Origin of the sequence: Allorhizobium sonneratiae (assembly GCF_023700755.1) — a bacterium.
GTDB lineage: Bacteria > Pseudomonadota > Alphaproteobacteria > Rhizobiales > Rhizobiaceae > Allorhizobium > Allorhizobium sonneratiae.
In genome coordinates, this window is the sequence record NZ_JAMKOJ010000003.1 from 250,885 (window position 1) to 267,170 (window position 16,286).

Consider the following 16,286-nt stretch of genomic DNA (forward strand, 5'->3'; position numbering starts at 1 on the left):
GGCGGGAACCCTTATGAGATCATGTGTCAGTAACAATTCCACACGACATAGCCGCCGGTGGTGACGCCGTAGCTGGCGAAGGTTTCCTGAGCATTGGCGTAATAGGAGGCATAGACGATGCTGGGCACAATGGCGGCCTTGGCCGTGGCATACTCGTCCCAGGTGACGCCAGCCGAGGTTTCCCAGTTGTTTTCGCTTTCGGTGCCGGTGGTGTAAAGCTGCGGCGAGAGATAATCGATATCCTCATTGGCAAAGAAGCTTTGCATCAGGCTCGCCGCATCGGTGATGCCATAGGGAGCAGAATGGCTGACGGTGACCAGAACCTTCAAGCCTGCCGCTTTGGCAATGGCGAAGGATTGCGCGAAGGCACTTTCCAGTCCGCTGTCACCTTCTTCGACATCATAGGCAATGCCTTTGAAGGCCGTGCATTGGCCGCTTTGAATAGCCGAATTGATTTCTTCCAGAACCTCGGGTGTGAAGGCCCCGTTGCTATTGCCGCCGCCGAAGCAGATATAGGGCGTGCCCTGCAATTGAGCTGCGACCGGATTGCTGCTGAGCAGGGCTTGCGTCGTATCGGCCCAGCCACTGAAGGCAATGCCTGCATTGGCGCCTGATGGTGGCGTGCAGGTGCACCATGTCTGGTTCCAATAACCGATCAGGCTGTCGTTGCCATGCTGCTCAGGCTGTAAATCCGCCTTTTCATGCAGTGTTTGCAAAATTGTCATTGATCAATCCTTGTTTCTGTATCGAGCCGATCACGGTCGCTTTGGTTCTGAATGATGCACCAATCAAGGATTGAATTCTGTACCATCTGATACAGACGGTGACCTGTGTGTCACTGTCACTTTTCTTCAAGACAAGAAGCAGCTGCCCCTGTTATTTTCAATGGATGGACAGCTATTTCCTTACCCGGTTGTATCGCGATACGTCACCTCCTCTGCGCGAGGAGGTGGAGTTCTGGCGTGATGAGCGGCTGTCGGGTATGGAGTGTATGACGGCCAGTTTTTTAACCCATCGCTTTGCCCCGCACGCCCATGAGCATTTCGGTATTGGCGCGATGGAGATGGGACGCAAACGCGCCACCATTCGCGGTTGCCGGGATGTGGCCGGCCCCGGCGATCTTTATCTGATCAATCCGGAGGAAATGCACGATGCTGCCGTGGATACAGGCGGCTGTCGTTACCGGATGATTTATCCGTCTGTTTCGCTGGCGCGCTCAATCTTGAACGATGCCGGTGAGCAGTGCTTTTCCGGCACACCCTTCTTTGCCAAGCAATTGCTGTCGGACCCGGGACTGGCCATGGCCTTTTTGCAGACCCATCGCCAGTTGCAGGCAGGGGTGTCCGATCTGGAAGCGGGTGAAAGGATGTTTTCCTTGCTGACCATGATTTTTCGCCGTCATGGGCAAAGCGGCGTCGAGGTCAGGCCCTATCGCGATCATCGGGCGGCAAGGCGGCTGCGCGATTATCTCGATGCCCATTTCGCCGAGGAGGTCAGTCTTGAAGCCTTGGCCGCTAGCGTCGATCTAAGTCGCGCTCATATGATCCGGGCTTTTCGCGCCTGCTGGAATATCACGCCGCATGCTTATCAGACGCATCTTCGGGTCAGGCAGGCGAAAAAACTGATGGGCGAGGGTAGGGAGATTGCCGAGGTGGCCTTTCTCTGCGGTTTTGCCGATCAGGCGCATTTGACGCGCCAGTTCAAGACGCGCACCGGGCTCACGCCCGGACAGTATCGCCGGGCGGTTCTGGTGATTTAATCGGTGATCTCTCGTGTTCCTCTCAATGCCCGACGGGCGCTGCCGCCATTTTACGCTCCAGATATTTTGCCGTGCGCGACAGCGGATAGCAGATGGCGAAATAGATCAGCGCCACCACGCCATAGACGGTAAAGGGCTGGAAGGTGGCATTGGTGACCATGGTGCCCGCCTTGGAGAGTTCGACAAAGCCGATGATCGAGGTGAGCGCCGTACCTTTAACCACCTGCACGGAAAAGCCGGCTGTCGGCGGAATGGCGATCCGGAGCGCCTGCGGCAGGATGATCAGCCGCATCTGCTGGGCATAGGTGAGGGCCAGGCTTTTGCCCGCCTCCCACTGGCCTTTCGGCACGGCTTCGACGCAGCCGCGCCAGATTTCGGCGAGAAAAGCCGCTGTCCACAGGGTTAGCGCCACGGCCGCCGCCAGCCAGGCCGGAACGTCGATGCCGAACAGGCCAAGGCCGAAAAAGGCGATGAAGAGCTGCATCAAAAGCGGCGTGCCCTGAAAGAATTCGATAAAGCCCTTGGCAAACAGCCTCGCCGCTTTTGCGGCTGAAATTCTGAGCATCAGCAGGATCAGGCCGACAATGCCGCCGCCGATGAAGGAGACAAGCGACAGCAGCAGAGTCCAGCGGGCGGCAAGCAGGAGATTGCGGACAATGTCCCAGAGGGTGAACTGCATCATCGTGTCGTGACCTTCGGAAAAAGATGACTGCCGATCAGTGCCAGCAGTTGACGCAGGAGAATGGCGAGCAGCAGATAAAGTACGGTCGACACCGTGTAAGCCTCGAAGGCGCGGAAGGTGCGCGACTGGATGTAATTGGCGGCATAGGTCAGATCCTGCGCGGCAATCTGCGACACCACGGCGGACCCCAGCATGACAATGACCAGTTGCGACGACAGTGCTGGCCAGATGCGCTGCAGCGCCGGAATAAGAATGATCAACCGGAAGGTTTGCAGCGGCTTCAGCGCCAGCGCAGCACCGGCCTCGAACTGGCCTTTCGGCGTTGCCTCAATACCTGCACGGATAATTTCACAGGCGTAAGCCGCCAGATTGACCACCATCGCCAGATTGGCCGCTTCCATTTCCGTCAGCTTGAAGCCGATGGAGGGCAGGCCGAAGAAAATGAAGAACAACTGGATCATGAAGGGCGTGTTGCGGATCAGCTCCACATAGACGCCAACGGGTGCGGAGAGCCATTTCGGTCCAAGCGTGCGGCACCAGGCCGAAACCATGCCGAGGCTGATGCCGATCAGGCCGCCCACCAGCGTCAGTTCAACCGTGACGCCGATGCCCTTGAGAATGATTGGGTAATATTCGCTAATCCAGCCGAAATGAAACACGTAATGCATGGAACACTCCAGTCCGCGCCCCGCCTGATGATGTCAGGCGGGGGCTAAGACGCTCACGATCTTAAAGCTTGGCCGGAAGGGCCATGGCGAGCCACTTTTGCGAAATCTTGTTCAGCGAACCGTCGGCAATCGCCGCCTTGATGATCTCGTTGACCTTGGCCTTCAGTGCCGGCTCATTCTTGTTGAGGCCGATATAGCAGGGCGAGTTCTTGATCAGAAATTTCGGCTCCGGCATTTTCGGCGGGTGCTTGGCGATGATGGCGGCGGCCACGACATTGCCGGTGGCAATCGCATCGACCTGACCGGAGAGGAAGGCGGAAATCGTGCCGTTATTGTCCTCATAGCGCTTGATGGTGGCACTGGCAGGGGCAATCTTGGTCAGTTCCAGATCCTCGATGGCGCCGCGGGTAACGCCGACCGTCTTGCCGGCAAGATCGGCTGCATCCTTGATCTTCACATCGGCAGGCGCGAAAACGCCGTTATAGAAGGGCGCATAGGCATCGGAAAAGTCGATGACCTTTTCGCGCTCTGCATTCTTGCCGAGGCTGGAAATCACCAGATCGACCTTGTTGGTCTGCAGATAGGGAATGCGGTTGGCGCTGCTGACCGGCACCAGTTCCAGCTTCACCTTCATCTTGTCGGCAATCAGCTTGGCGGTGTCGATGTCATAGCCTTCCGGCTGCATATCGGAGTTGACACTGCCGAAGGGCGGAAAATCCTGAGGCACGGCAACACGCAGAGTGCCGCGCGCGGCAATGTCGCTCAGCGCATCGGCATGGGCTGCGCTGCCAAAACCGATGGCGGCGGTGATCAGGGACGCGGCAAGAAAGGCGCGACGGGCAAAATTCATGGCATGGTCCTTTTTTTCCTGGAAGGGTGGGCGGGAAGGGAAAGTGACTGGCGCAGATCGGCCAGCGGATCGGGGGTACGGGTCAGATCGAGCCCGGTTTCGACATCGTCGAGATGCTGGATGGAAAGCTCGGCAGCAGCGCTGAAATCCTCACGCTCGATTGCCTCGGCAATGCGGCAATGACCTTCATGCGATTGCAGCGCTTGCAGGTCCGACTGATAGAGCATGGAAATCAGGATCGTGCGTGCCGTCAGCGTCTGTAGCATGCCGGTCAGGATCGGATTGCCGGCAAGTTCTGCGATGCGGATATGAAAATCGCCCATCAGAAAGGTCAGCCGCTGGCGATCGCCTTCGATAATGGCATGTTTTTCATCAGCCAGATGGTCGCGCAACACCTGTTTTTGCGCATCCGTCAGCGGCGTCATATGACGCAGAAGGCCAAATTCGATCACGCGGCGTGCCGCATAAACCTGCATGGCATCGGTGGCGGAAGGCTCATGCACATACCAGCCGCGCTTGGGGCTGACATGGACGATGCCGCGCGCCTCAAGCCGCATCAACGCCTCGCGCACACGGGTGCGCGACACGGAGAAGAGTTCCGCCAGCTGGCTCTCTCCCAGCCGTGCGCCAGGCTTGATCCGCGCCGACAGGATGCTGTTCAGGATCGCGGTGTCGATGCTCTCAGGTGTTGTGCCGTTCTGTGTCTTTTCATCTTGCATACAAGATTGGTAAGCAAGTGATGTGCCAGATCGAATTAATCAAGACGCTGATAGAGCCAACTGGGTTAGCAATGTAATTTATACCACTGAAATCCAATAGTTTTCAGTGCTGATGCGGTTTTATCTTTCACGTTAAGGGACGGGGGCTTAAACTTGTCCCTTCGCTCGGCATGAGATGAAGTTGATTAAAAAATAGGCTGATTGATGGAGGCTGTCTAAAAATGAGGGTCAGTGTGCATTATATAAAAATATGAATTGGCATTTTGTTTTTTGTATTATCTTTTAAAAAAATGACTTCAATCACCTATCCGATTTTGAGTGAATCCGTGATGGATTTTGTAATGATGTTTATGTCTTTTAATTTCAATATTTTTTTTGTAGGATAATTCTATGTTTAAATTTGAAAAAGGTCCATGATACGCATGTATTTTTAAATTATAACGTTCTCCATATTCGGCGATGACAGATTTTGCGACCATAGAAATGCCATGGCCTTCATGTATCGTCGAAAATAAATGATGATAGGAGCCGCATTCCATTATACTCTTTGGACGGCGTTTTAATTGTTGAAACAAGAGGTCAATATTACGTCTTGATATACTTTTTTGCTATGCACATAAAAATCATAATGATCAAGTGTGGACAGGACGTCAGTTTCTTGAATGCCTGGGGATGATATCAAGACAAGCTGTTCAGTATAGAGTGGAATATGAATTAACGATGGAGACGTATATCCACTGCCCATAATGGCAAAATCGAGATCGTCATTCTCGATCATATTTATAAGATTCTCTGTCATTCCAAACTTGATTTCGTATCGGATGTTTGCGGATTTCAATTTTTTTATTATTTGATTAACCTTGTCGGTTGGAACAACTTCGATGAGGCCAATCTTTATATCTGAATCCTCCTTCATTGTTGCTATAGATTCTTTTATTTCGTTGATTCTGGAAATAATGTCAGATGCTCGTCGATATAAATCTTTTCCTGCCTCTGTCGGAACAATTCCGTCGTAGCTGCGATCCAGTATTGTAACGCCTAATTCGGTTTCGAGTTGTTTTATTCTAAGAGAGATACTGGATTGAACCCTGCCGAGGCGGGACGCCGCCTGGCTGAGGCTGCCTGTCTCGACGGCCGCGATAAATGCTTCAAGTTCCAAAATAGTCATATGGTGAACCATATTCTTGGTGGAGAGGGCCGGAAAGAATGACAATGCGCGGCCATCGAATTTTTCGATACCCATATTAAAATTACTCGTTTTGATAGTCTATATTTCTGCGTTAACAATTTTGCGATGCAACATGAGCAGCCCTGTCTAAGATTGCAGAATTTTAGTCATGAAAGGATTAAGCCATGCTCTATCGCGGAAAAACATGCACAAGTAATTTAAAATGCATGGACATGAATACAAGACTATACCTTGTGTCCCTGCCTGGCTCTTCAATCCCTCTGAAAGCGGCTGTTCTCGATACGCTGGCCCGCAGTGAGTTCAAGGAAATGAGTCATGGACGTCTCAGGAAATGTTGTGACGTCCATTTTAAGTACGAACGCTACGTTCTTCTTCAGAGAGGACAATAAGGATCATGGCCTATCTGTCTCTCGCCCTCGCTGCTGTTTTCTGGGGAGGTAATTATGTTGTTGGAAAGCTCATGGTGGGAAAGGTTGACCCCATCCTTCTTTCTGAACTCAGATGGTCTCTCACAAGCTGCCTGCTTTTGATATTTAATTTCCGGAGTTTGAAACAGGCACTCCCGATTATAAGGAAGAGCAAGAAAACAATCATCGCTCTTGGTGTTTTGGGTCAGGTTCTGTTTCCAGTTACCCTATATGTTGGCTTGCAATATACATCACCACTCAATGCAGCCATTTATCTATCGGCAACACCTTCGATTGTTCTTTCTCTTAATTGGATATTTTTTAAAGACTATATATCCAAGTCGAATATTTTAGGCGTTATCATCAGTACATTGGGTGTTGTCTGGCTTGTGACCCAAGGCGATGTCACGAACTTGCGGTTCCTGGAAAACATCAATATTGGTGATTTCTGGACGATGGTCTCTGCTGTTAGCTGGGGCACCTACTGCTCTTTTCTCCGGACAAAACCCAAAGATTTGAAGGGCAATGTGTTTGTCACGGTCTGTGCGATTGTCGGAGCCGTTGTTCTTATGCCGTTCTGCTTTGTTGCTGCACAAAACGGGGCAGCCATGGAACTGAAACTCGAATGGGGCACGCTGATCGGCCTATCTTACCTTGTTATTTTTCCCTCCTGGCTTTCCTATTTGCTCTGGAGCAAGGGAATAGCAGAGATTGGTGCAACTAGAGGTGAAATTTTCACACATTTCATCCCGCTTTCTGCCGGACTCCTCTCCATCACATTCCTGGGTGTTCGGCTTGAAAATTATCATATTGTCAGCGTCATCGGGATCGTTATCGGTGTGTATCTTTGTTCGAAGCACGATCACCGTGCCACCGTTATAAAGAACCTATCAAACTCACCTGCCAAACAGTCGTGAGCGTGACGTCATGGTCTATAAGTCTTCCCTTGAAATGGAAGTCTATCATCCACCTCTGAAGCCAGCCGGTGATCGGCATTTCCAGACGGAAAACCGTTTCACCCTTTTCTCGGGACAATGCTCTAAAGCACGTTGCTGCTTATCAGTCTCAGCCAACGTGCCTTAAGTCTTTGATGTGTCGCATGTCCGTTATCGTTTTATTCAAGACAATAAAACGCGACATGCTTTCAATGGAAAATTATGCCGATATGCCTTTATATCACGGTTCCTCATACTGAATGAAGCTCGGGTCGGCGAGATCGGCGAAGCGGGTGAACTCGGCCTGGAAGGCGAGTTTGACAGTTCCGGTCGGTCCGTGACGCTGCTTGGCGATGATCACATCCGCCGTGCCCTTGACCTTCTCCATCTGCGCTTCCCATTCCGTATATTTCGGATCGGCGGGATCGCGCGGCTCCATGTTTTTCACGTAATATTCCTCGCGGAAGACGAAGAGCACGACGTCGGCGTCCTGTTCGATCGAGCCTGATTCACGCAGGTCCGAAAGCTGCGGACGCTTGTCGTCGCGACTTTCCACCTGACGGGAGAGCTGCGAGAGCGCCACGATCGGCACGTTCAGTTCCTTGCCCAGCGCTTTCAGGCCGGTGGTGATTTCGGTGATTTCCTGCACGCGGTTTTCGCCGGATTTCTTTGAGCCGGTCATCAGCTGCACATAGTCGACCACCAGGCAATCGAGACCGCGCTGGCGTTTCAGGCGGCGGGCGCGGGCTGCCAACTGGGCGATGGAAATACCGCCGGTCTGGTCGATATAGAGCGGTACTTTCTGCATGGTCTGGGAAAAGCCCACGAGCTTTTCAAATTCATGCTCGGTGATGTCGCCGCGACGGATTTTCGAGGACGACACCTCGGTCTGCTCCGACATGATACGGGTGGCGAGCTGTTCAGACGACATTTCCAGCGAATAAAAGCCGACCACGCCGCCATTTTTCGCCTTGAACGAGCCGTCCGGCATCACTTCCGGTTCGTAAGATGCAGCGATATTCCAGGCGATATTGGTGGCGAGCGAGGTTTTCCCCATGCCTGGACGTCCGGCAAGGATGATAAGGTCGGAGCGTTGCAGACCGCCCATCTTGCTGTCCAGCGAGACGATGCCGGTGGAGATGCCGGAAAGATTGCCGTCGCGCTCGAAGGCCGCCCCCGCCATGTCCACGGCCAGCGCCACGGCATCATTGAAGGACTGGAACCCGCCGTCATAGCGACCGTTTTCGGCGAGATCGAAGAGGCGCCGTTCGGTATCCTCGATCTGCGCCTGTGGCGGCATGTCGAGCGGCGCATCATAGGCGATATTGACCATGTCCTCGCCGATCTGGATCAGCGCGCGCCGCAGCGCCAGATCGTAGATCGCTCGGCCATAATCCTCGGCATTGATGATGGAGACGGCTTCGGCGGCCAGCCGCGCCAGATATTGCGCCACCGTCAGATCGCCCACCTTCTGGTCGGCGGGCAGGAAGGTCTTGATGGTCACGGGATTGGCGGTCTTGCCCATGCGGATGATGTCACCCGCCACCTCGAAGATCTTGCGATGCAGACCCTCGTGGAAATGCAGGGGCTTGAGAAAATCCGAGACACGATAAAAGGCGTCGTTATTCACCAGGATCGCGCCGAGCAGCGCCTGTTCCGCCTCGATATTGTTCGGGGCTTCGCGGTAATTCGGCTCGGCCTGCTGGGCAGGGTTGAGCCTGCGCGCAACGTCATTCATCGGTCATCATCCATTTCATCTTGAGGGCTTGTTCCTGACTTTAACGGTCGCCACCGGGCCGATAAATGGCTCATTGTGATTCACACAGTGATTCACAGCCCCCATAACATAAGGGGAATTATTCGGTTGACTGTTGCATGCTGCGAATCAGTTTGGTCCCTCGCAGATGATACAGTGAAAGGCTTTGAAGGGTCTATCGACCGCCTGACGAAGGTGGCGGCGATAGAGTTCTCACGTTTTCGTGTGTATGCAGTTTAATATGATTGACAAGCTCATGTTATGGCGCGAAAACCGGCCCATTCTTTTCAATGCCGCTGAACCTCTTGCGTTCACGTTTTCAAGGACCTTGTAATGATACGTCTGTTTTCGCGTCTTCGGCTGGCTGTCCTTGCCGCCGTCTTTGCCCTGCCTGCTGTTTATGCACAGGCCACCGATTATCCGGTGACCGTCACCGATCTCGCCGGACGCAAAGTGGAGATTAAATCCGAGCCGAAACGCATTGTTCTTCAGGATGGACGCGACCTCTTCACCCTGGCTCTGCTCGACCGGCAGGATCCGCTGAGCCGTGTGGTGGTGTGGAATAATATTCTGGCCCGCTCTGACAGCAAGGGCTGGGCGGCCTTTGAAAAGAAATGGCCGACTTCGGCAGCAAAGCCGATCGACATGAAATTTGGCGATGACGGTCAGGTGAATATGGAGGAGATCGTCGCCGCCAAGCCGGATCTGGTCATCGTCCATGCGCGGGTGAAGCAGGCGCTGGAAGACGCCCATGTTCTGGAAAGCCTGAAAAGCCTGGGCGTTCCGGTGGTGATGATCGACAGCGAGATGGAGCCCGCCGTTAATGCGGTGAAAAGCGTCGAGCTGCTTGGCAAGGTGCTGAATCGTGAATCCGAAGCCAAGGACTATGTCGATTTCTATCTCAGCCATCAGAAAACCGTCAATGACGCCATTGCCGGGCTGAAAAAGCCGAAAGTCTTTTTTGAGGCTTTGGCGGGCAAGAAGGGGCCGGAATTCTGCTGCTTCACCCATGGCGATGTCTATTGGGGCAAGCTTGTGCAGGCTTCAGGCGGCGACAATCTCGGTACGAAAATGCTGAACAGTCGCACCGGCGATGTAACGCTCGAAAGCATTATCGGAGCGGAGCCTGATTTCTACATGATGAGCGGCACGCCTTTTGCCGATCCTGCTGCGGTTTCTCCTGCCTTCGGTTTCGATGCCGATCGCAAGGGCATTGAGACGGCCATGGCAAAGCTTGCCGCACGCCCGGGCTTCAGCAATATCAAGGCAGTGAAATCCGGCAATGTCTATGGGCTTTACCACCAGCTCTATTCCAGCGTCTGGAATATTTATGCCATCGAATACATGGCCAAGGCTTTCCATCCCGAGGCGATGAAGGCGGTCGATCCCGATGCCGATCTGAACACAATCCTGACGAAGATGACCGGGCTTGGCGATGAAAAGGTGATTTTCGGCGCCAAACTTGACGCCAAGTGATGCAGGCTCCCATGTCGGCAAGCCTTGCGGAACCCTCGCAAAAACCGGGTTATGGGTATGACGCCACCTTATGGTGGCGTCTTGCCGTTATTGGCGGGCTTGTTCTTGCAGCCGTGATGATTGCCATTCTCGACATCATGATCGGTTCGGGAACATTGACCCTTGCCAGGGTGCTGGCAGCCCTGTTCGATCCGGCAGCGGCGGACAAGGCTTCGGTGTTCATCGTCTGGGATCTGCGCATGCCGATGACGCTGATGGCGGTGATCACCGGCATCAGCCTGTCGCTGGCAGGGCTCTTGATGCAGACCATTCTCGACAATCCGCTGGCCGAGCCCTTTACGCTGGGCGTGTCGTCCGCCGCCGGTTTCGGCGCGGCGTTGACTTTGGGGGCAGGCTTTGCCTTTTCCAGCTTTCTGCCCTTTCTGCCACCGGAACTGATGACGGCGCTCAATGCCTTCATCTTCGCATTGCTGGCGGTACTGCTGGTACTCGGGCTGTCACAGGGCGCGCGCAATGTTCAGGTCATTACGCTTCTCGGCATTGCGCTGCATTTCGTCTTCAGCGCGCTTCTGTCCTTGGTGCAATATACGGCCAGTGTCGATCAGTTACAAAGCATTGTCTTCTGGCTCATGGGTTCGCTGCAACGGGCGACCTGGCTGAAAGTGTCGATTTCCGGTGCGGTCTGTCTGGCCGTCTTGCCGGTGGTGCTGTTTCATGCCTGGCAGTTGACGGCCTTGCGCAGTTTTGGCGAACAGGCGACGGTTTTCGGGGTGAGGGTGCGGCGTCTGCGCACCATCATGCTGGTGCTCTCAGCCCTGCTGGCCGGTTCGGTCACGGCGGTGGTCGGCATTGTCGGGTTTATCGGGCTGGTCGCGCCGCATGTGGCGCGGATGCTGACGGGTGAGGACCATCGCTTCACCATTGCTGCGACCATGGCAGTGGGGGCGGTGTTTGCCACGGCGGCCTCGCTGCTTACCAAGGTCATACTGCCCGGCGCCGTACTGCCACTCGGTATGGTGACATCATTGGCCGGTCTGCCCTTCTTCATCTTTCTGGTGCTGCGCAATACGCGGGGAAGCCTCGCATGAGCCTTTCCCTTGAGACATATACCGTAACCATCAATGGCAGGCCGATCGTGCACGACGCGGGCATGACGGCAAAACCCGGAGAGATCGTCGCCATTCTCGGCCCGAACGGGGCAGGCAAATCCACCTTCGTCAAGGGGCTGTGCGGGCTGCGCAAGGCAAGCGGCAATGCAAAGCTCGGCGCGCTTGATCTGATTGCCGCATCGCCCGCCGAGCGTGCGCGCAAGGTTGGGTATGTGGCGCAGGATCTTGCCCATCTCGATGTGCAGATGAGCGTGTTTGAGCTGATGCTTCTGGCGCAAAATGGCGGACGCCATAGTTGGAAGACGGAAAAAGACAGTTTTCATCGTGCCGAACAGATGCTGGAGCGTCTCGGTCTGATGCGCTTTGCCCGGATGCAGCCGTCACGTCTTTCCGGCGGCGAGCGGCAGATGATCGCTCTCGCGCTGGCGCTGGTGCGCAAACCGGAGCTGCTGATCCTGGATGAACCGACCTCGGCGCTGGATCTTGCCAACCAGCTGCATATGCTCGATGTGGTGCAGGCGTTTACCCGGCAGGACGGCATCGTGACGCTTGCCATTCTGCATGACATGAATCTGGCCACCCGCTATGCCGACAAGACGGTCATCCTGCATCGGGGCGTGATCCAGCGGGCAGGTCGTACAGCCGATGTGCTCACACCGGAGATGATCGCCGAAATTTATGGCGTCGAATGTCGTCTGATCGAACTGGAGGAGGGCGGCTTCCGGGCGATTTATCCGCTCACGGTCCGCGCGAGAGAAACTCCTGCAAATCTGTAACACGGTTTTGCGGTAAGAATTGCGCAAAACAAGAGTTTATCGCACGGATGTGAATCCATCACATCGAATGGCGCGCTACAGCGACCTTTTTGTGCGCCATATTTGGCGCACGGCGCTGTAAGTCTGGCGGCTAACCCCTTATAAAGGCTTATCAAATGAAAACGCCCGGCACGAGGCCGGGCGTGAAGCGGGCAGAGATGGTCTGCTTATGCTTCTTCGTCTTCGTATTCGGCTTCCGGATTGAAGAAATCTTCCGGACGCAGCGCATCTTCGTCAACGCCGTAGATGGCGTCAGCGGAGGTGAGGCTTTCGCCCTTGGCCTGACGCTCGGCTTCTTCGGCAGAGCGGGCAACGTTGATTTCAACGGCGATTTCAACTTCCGAATGCAGGTGCAGCGTGACCTTGTGCAGGCCGATGGACTTGATCGGGTTGTTCAGTTCCACCTGATTGCGGGCAATGTTGAAGCCTTCGCCAGCCAGAGTGTCGATAATGTCGCGGGCAGCAACGGAGCCGTAAAGCTGGCCGGTTTCGCCGGCAGCGCGCACGACGATGAAGGACTTGCCTTCCAGAGCCTCGGCCACTTTCTGGGCTTCGGACTTGCGCTCAAGGTTGCGGGCTTCGAGCGTGGCGCGCTCGGCGTCAAACCGGGTCTTATTGGCGGCATTGGCGCGCAGAGCCTTGCCGGTCGGCAGAAGGTAGTTACGGGCGTAACCATCGCGCACCTTCACCACTTCGCCCATCTGGCCAAGCTTTGCGATGCGTTCGAGCAGAATGACTTCCATTGTCTTATCCTTTCAAGTCTTGCTTATTGTTTGTTGTCTTGTTGTTTCGGAGGGGTGTCACCGGGACGCGGCGGCGTCAGGGCGACGGTTCGTCTTGTGTCGATCAGGCCGAGGATCATGATGAACAGTGCAGGGAATACCAGGATGGCGGCCATGTAACAGAGGATCAGCGCCGGCAGACGCCATTCCTTGCCGCGTGTGCGCTCATGGATCGAGGCAAAGCCGCCCATGAGGAAGCCTGCGCCAAAGGCCCCGCAGACCGTTGCGCCGATCAGCGCCGGAATGCCGCCGATAAAGCAGGCGATGATGCCGGCCAGAAACATGAACGGCGCGTTGCGGTTCATTCTGAGAGCGGAGGGCACATCCTCGCGCGGGCGGGTCGTCTGGCCGGAGGCCGAGACAATGCGTCCCGCCAGATAAAAGGCGGCAAACAGCATCAGCACCCACATGGCGCCCTGCATGATCGGCAGAACAAGGAGCAGCATCGGCTTGAGCCGGTCAGAACTGCCGATGGCTGCCGCGGTGGCCGGATCGTTGAGCGACAGCGCCTGCACCAGCGCATCGACCATGCTGCCGACCAGATCGGCCCCATAGCCGATCATCACCCCAAGAAAGATGACGGCGAAGGAGACGATCATGCACAGATGCATGAGAATGTCGGACAGCGGATACCAGGCCATCAGATTGTCCGGACCGCCGATTTCAGAGGCCGGGCGCGCCAGATTGGCCAGATGGCTGATCCAGCCTGCGGGCAGCAGAGTGAAAATCGCCATGGCGAGCGCAAAGAGCGGCGAGACGGCAAGCGCGCCAATGATAATGGCGGTGACGATGGCGATGATGGCGTGCAGATTGCCCCAGCGCAGGCTGACAATCATGACCGGCATGGCCGAGGCTGCATAGAGCATGGAGGAAAAGGACGGTTGCGCATTGGCCGCCAAAGCCAGGAAGATGGCGGTCACTCCGGCCAATATGCCGGTCAGCAGCAATTTCACATCCGGTTGTTTCAAGGTCGCTGTCCTGCGTCTCGCAGTTAGAGGAACGGCGTTTGCCTTCTATCCTCAACATGGGTCAAAATTCACGATCCGATCCGCGCCCGCCGCGAAAGGGAAAAGGCCCCCGCAGACGCGGGAGCCTCGCATTCCGTCTGTTACTTACGCGACGACGTAAGGCAGAAGACCGAGGAAGCGGGCGCGCTTGATGGCGCGGGCCAGCTCACGCTGCTTCTTCTGCGAAACGGCGGTGATACGCGAAGGAACGATCTTGCCGCGCTCGGAAATGTAACGCTGCAGCAGACGCACGTCCTTGTAATCGATCTTCGGGGCGTTGGCGCCGGAGAAGGGGCAGGTCTTGCGACGGCGATGGAAAGGACGGCGAGCCGGAGAAGAGGATACGTCAGCCATAGTCAAATCTCCTTATGCACGGTCTTCGCGCGGACGGCGCGGACGGTCGCCAAAGCCTTCACGCGGGCCGCGATCACCACGGTCACCGCGATCGCCACGGTCCGGACGGTCGCCGTCACGGCGCGGACGGTCGTCGCGGTCACGCTTCTGCATCATTGCGGAGGGGCCTTCTTCATGGGCCTCGACGGCAATGGTCATATAGCGCAGAACGTCTTCGTTGATGCGCATCTGACGCTCGACTTCATGGATCGCGGCTGCCGGAGCATCGATGTCCATGAGGGCGTAATGTGCCTTGCGGTTCTTCTTGATGCGGTAGGTGAGGGACTTGAGGCCCCAGTTTTCTACGCGCCCGACCTTGCCGCCGAAGGATTCGATAACGCCCTTGTACTGTTCTACGAGGGCATCGACCTGCTGTGCGGACATATCCTGTCGGGCAAGGAATACATGTTCGTAAAGAGCCATGGTAAGCTTGCCTTTCTTGCTTTTGTCGTCACCCGGCAGCGGCGCCAAGCCTCAACGACTGCTCCTGATCGGCCGGGGCCAAAGCAAGAAAAGCGTTTTCCGAGACGGTCGAGAGCGGAGACACGGGAGGCCGGATCGCTTGTCGATCCTGTCGGCAGAACAAGTCTGCCGGCCCTCCGTTCAGCCACCAGCCGAATGACCGGGTGTTGTGAACGGGGCGCTTATAGAGGTTTTTGACGGAAAGGCAAGGTGCAAACGGCAAAAATCAACCGATGCGCAGAACAGTCTGCCCCTGATCCGTGGTGAAATGCCAGGACGGCGCTGATCCGGTCTGGTCCTTGCCGGTCAGCGATACGGTGATGCTGTCGCTCGATCCCTTGAAGGTGAGTGTCAGCTTGCCGTTTGCCGTCGAGACCATGGCGTCGTCTGCCGTATAGCCGCTGAGGCGGATCGACAAGGCGCCGTCGGTTGTGACCTTGTCCTTGCCGTCGCCTGCGGCAAAGCCAAGCTCGGCCAAGGGGTTAGTGCCTGTCTGATGAATGTCGATGACATCGTCGCCTGTGCCGCCGCTGGCAAAAATCCGGTTGCCTTCGAGATACAGCGTGTCATTGCCCGCGCCGCCATCGATGCCGATCAGCGCCTGACCCGAGGCCTTGATCGTGTCGTTTCCCTCGCCGCCCTGAATGCCCATCAAAAGCGTGCCGATGAACTGCATGTCGTCATCGCCGGCACCGCCGTCGATATCGGTGATCGCGCGCGCCTGGGCCTTGATTGTGTCCTTGCCGTCGCCGGTCGAAACGGCATTCACTGCACCCGCCTTGACCGTCAGGCTGTCATCGCCGGCGCCGGTTTCGACATCGAAAAGGCCACGGGCGGAAAAGGTCAGGCTGTCGTTTCCGTCCGTGCCGGAAGCCGTGGTAACATAGCCGAGGCGTTCATCCACCGTGGCACTGTTGCCGCTGCCATCCGGTCCGCTCAGGCTCAAAATGGCGATGATGCGCGAGAGCGCCCGCTGGCCAGCCGTTTCTGTTGTTGCGGATCTGTCTTCTGCGGAGAAGGACGAAGAGGATGACACGCTTGCGGCCGGGCGCGCAAAAAGGGTTTCGGCATAGCGTGCCGCATTGGGATTGAGATAAAAGCTGTTGATGCTGGTCATGCGTCCCATTGTGTTCATCGCCCTATATTATTTCATTATATAAGACATACAGAAAATGGCGAATGCGAATGGGTGGCACGGTAAGCGATGCGTTAACGAGGGCGGTTCCCTGGCTTTTTCTGCATATGGTCAGCGCCCTGCTTGAGAGGCCTGTGCCAAA

Annotated in this window: 17 protein-coding genes; 5 read left to right on the forward strand and 12 right to left on the reverse strand. The window is 55.7% G+C overall.

The window, feature by feature from the left end; translation table 11 throughout:
* Positions 1–26: 26 nt before the first annotated feature.
* Positions 27–725, reverse strand: a complete 699-nt coding sequence (locus tag NAC44_RS06800) for a hypothetical protein (RefSeq protein ID WP_250939396.1) — start codon at positions 723–725, stop codon at positions 27–29.
* 164 nt (positions 726–889) lie between these two features.
* On the opposite strand from NAC44_RS06800, the gene NAC44_RS06805 reads away from it, so the two are divergent.
* Complete coding sequence (locus NAC44_RS06805) at positions 890–1,759, forward strand: AraC family transcriptional regulator (RefSeq protein ID WP_250939398.1); 870 nt, start codon at positions 890–892, stop codon at positions 1,757–1,759.
* Between the two features lie 22 nt (positions 1,760–1,781).
* Here the strand turns inward: NAC44_RS06805 and NAC44_RS06810 are convergent, their stop codons facing one another.
* The 5 genes from NAC44_RS06810 to NAC44_RS06830 form a co-directional block, all read right to left on the reverse strand.
* A complete protein-coding gene (locus NAC44_RS06810) occupies positions 1,782–2,441 on the reverse strand; it encodes an amino acid ABC transporter permease (RefSeq protein WP_250939400.1) in 660 nt (219 codons plus the stop codon).
* Complete coding sequence (locus NAC44_RS06815; RefSeq protein WP_250939402.1) at positions 2,438–3,109, reverse strand: amino acid ABC transporter permease; 672 nt, start codon at positions 3,107–3,109, stop codon at positions 2,438–2,440. The genes NAC44_RS06810 and NAC44_RS06815 overlap by 4 nt, the downstream gene beginning before the upstream one ends.
* Before the next feature lie 61 nt (positions 3,110–3,170).
* Positions 3,171–3,959: a transporter substrate-binding domain-containing protein gene (locus tag NAC44_RS06820; protein ID WP_250939404.1), complete on the reverse strand. Its 789-nt coding sequence runs from the start codon at positions 3,957–3,959 to the stop codon at positions 3,171–3,173.
* Positions 3,956–4,678: a GntR family transcriptional regulator gene (locus NAC44_RS06825; RefSeq protein WP_250939405.1), complete on the reverse strand. Its 723-nt coding sequence runs from the start codon at positions 4,676–4,678 to the stop codon at positions 3,956–3,958. Before NAC44_RS06825 ends, NAC44_RS06820 begins: the two co-directional genes overlap by 4 nt.
* 559 nt (positions 4,679–5,237) lie before the next feature.
* Positions 5,238–5,921, reverse strand: coding sequence for a LysR family transcriptional regulator (locus NAC44_RS06830; RefSeq protein ID WP_250939407.1), 684 nt, complete (start codon positions 5,919–5,921; stop codon positions 5,238–5,240).
* 340 nt (positions 5,922–6,261) lie between these two features.
* Here NAC44_RS06830 and NAC44_RS06835 point away from each other — a divergent pair, with 340 nt between their 5' ends.
* Entirely contained in the window at positions 6,262–7,191 is a 930-nt protein-coding gene (locus NAC44_RS06835) for a DMT family transporter (protein ID WP_250939409.1), read from the forward strand.
* Between the two features lie 259 nt (positions 7,192–7,450).
* Here NAC44_RS06835 and NAC44_RS06840 read toward each other — a convergent pair whose 3' ends face one another.
* Complete coding sequence (locus tag NAC44_RS06840) at positions 7,451–8,947, reverse strand: replicative DNA helicase (RefSeq protein ID WP_250939411.1); 1,497 nt, start codon at positions 8,945–8,947, stop codon at positions 7,451–7,453.
* 351 nt (positions 8,948–9,298) lie between these two features.
* Between NAC44_RS06840 and NAC44_RS06845 the strand changes: the two genes are divergently transcribed.
* From NAC44_RS06845 to NAC44_RS06855, 3 genes are read left to right on the forward strand one after another with little or no spacing between them, the layout of a single operon-like run.
* Positions 9,299–10,441, forward strand: a complete 1,143-nt coding sequence (locus tag NAC44_RS06845) for an ABC transporter substrate-binding protein (protein WP_250939413.1) — start codon at positions 9,299–9,301, stop codon at positions 10,439–10,441.
* 11 nt (positions 10,442–10,452) lie between these two features.
* Positions 10,453–11,529 carry a FecCD family ABC transporter permease gene (locus NAC44_RS06850; protein WP_250939414.1) on the forward strand — a complete coding sequence of 359 codons (1,077 nt, stop codon included), beginning with the start codon at positions 10,453–10,455 and terminating at the stop codon, positions 11,527–11,529.
* On the forward strand, positions 11,526–12,326 hold the full coding sequence (locus tag NAC44_RS06855) for an ABC transporter ATP-binding protein (RefSeq protein WP_250939416.1): 801 nt from the start codon (positions 11,526–11,528) through the stop codon (positions 12,324–12,326). Before NAC44_RS06850 ends, NAC44_RS06855 begins: the two co-directional genes overlap by 4 nt.
* A gap of 206 nt (positions 12,327–12,532) precedes the next feature.
* Here NAC44_RS06855 and rplI read toward each other — a convergent pair whose 3' ends face one another.
* The 5 genes from rplI to NAC44_RS06880 all read right to left on the reverse strand — a co-directional run bounded on the left by rplI (position 12,533) and on the right by NAC44_RS06880 (position 16,144).
* Positions 12,533–13,108, reverse strand: coding sequence for a 50S ribosomal protein L9 (rplI, locus tag NAC44_RS06860; protein WP_250939418.1), 576 nt, complete (start codon positions 13,106–13,108; stop codon positions 12,533–12,535).
* A 23-nt stretch (positions 13,109–13,131) separates the two neighbouring features.
* Entirely contained in the window at positions 13,132–14,115 is a 984-nt protein-coding gene (locus tag NAC44_RS06865) for a DUF2232 domain-containing protein (protein ID WP_250939420.1), read from the reverse strand.
* 144 nt (positions 14,116–14,259) lie between these two features.
* Entirely contained in the window at positions 14,260–14,508 is a 249-nt protein-coding gene (rpsR, locus tag NAC44_RS06870; protein WP_250939430.1) for a 30S ribosomal protein S18, read from the reverse strand.
* 12 nt (positions 14,509–14,520) lie between these two features.
* Complete coding sequence (gene rpsF / locus NAC44_RS06875) at positions 14,521–14,970, reverse strand: 30S ribosomal protein S6 (RefSeq protein ID WP_250939432.1); 450 nt, start codon at positions 14,968–14,970, stop codon at positions 14,521–14,523.
* 265 nt (positions 14,971–15,235) lie between these two features.
* On the reverse strand, positions 15,236–16,144 hold the full coding sequence (locus tag NAC44_RS06880) for an RTX toxin (protein ID WP_250939434.1): 909 nt from the start codon (positions 16,142–16,144) through the stop codon (positions 15,236–15,238).
* Positions 16,145–16,286 lie beyond the last annotated feature (142 nt).